This window comes from Mycobacteroides sp. CBMA 271, assembly GCF_009729205.1.
Lineage (GTDB): Bacteria > Actinomycetota > Actinomycetes > Mycobacteriales > Mycobacteriaceae > Mycobacterium.
In genome coordinates this window covers 1-800 of sequence record NZ_VTHB01000015.1, presented here as the reverse complement: position 1 = coordinate 800, position 800 = coordinate 1, and the positions used below count along the sequence as shown (strand labels likewise).

Sequence of the window (800 nt, the reverse complement as noted above, 5' to 3'; positions counted from 1 at the left end):
CCGTCGCCGGTGAGGCGGGCCAGGCCCTTGAGCAGCAGCGGCAGGTTTCCCGCCAGGAAAGCGATTTTGGGCTCGCTCTGAACCATGTGCTTGGCGAACCCGGGCTGGCGAGTGATGAGCTCTTCGAGCGACGGGTAGACCTCGTCGGTGATCTTTGAGACGCGTCGCAGTGTCTGAGCCAGGGAGCCTACCGAGTTGACCAGCTCTGGGCGGCGAGAGTCGAAGTCCGCCACCACCTTCCGAGTGTTGGTGATGGTCTTGTCGAGGCTGTCGTTCTGCTGTGCCAGGTTGCTTGTCACGGTGTTGAGGCTGGTGATCACATTGCCCAGCACCTGGTCGCGGCCCGCGAATGTCTTTGTCAGCGTGGATGTTTGGTCAACCAGTGAGGTGATGGAGGCCTGATCGCCCTGCAGGGATTGGATGACACCCTTGGTGAGGTTGTCGGCCTGCTCGGGCGAGAGCGTGCTGAACAGCGGCTCGTAGCCGTTGAGCAGCGTGGTCACATCGAAGGATGGATCGGTGCGCTCCAGCGGAATCGTGGACCCGCCGGGCAGCACATTGGTATCGCCGGTCTTCCCCAGTGACAGGGCCAGGTACCGCTGGCCCACGATGTTCTGATACGTCACGGAGGCAAGGGTGTTGCCGAAGAGCTTCTGGTCGTTCTGGACGACGAAGTCGACCTTGGCCTGGTTGTTGTTGACCAGCTCGATCTTCTCGACGCGACCGACGCGCACGCCTGCCATTCGGACGTCATCGCTCTCGCGCAGCCCGTACGCATCGGAGAAGATCGCCGAATACGA

Annotated in this window: 1 protein-coding gene; it reads right to left on the bottom strand. The window is 62.0% G+C overall.

The window, feature by feature from the left end:
* A partial coding sequence (locus FZI91_RS23580) for an MCE family protein (RefSeq protein WP_155941544.1) occupies positions 1-800 on the bottom strand: 800 nt, incomplete at both ends.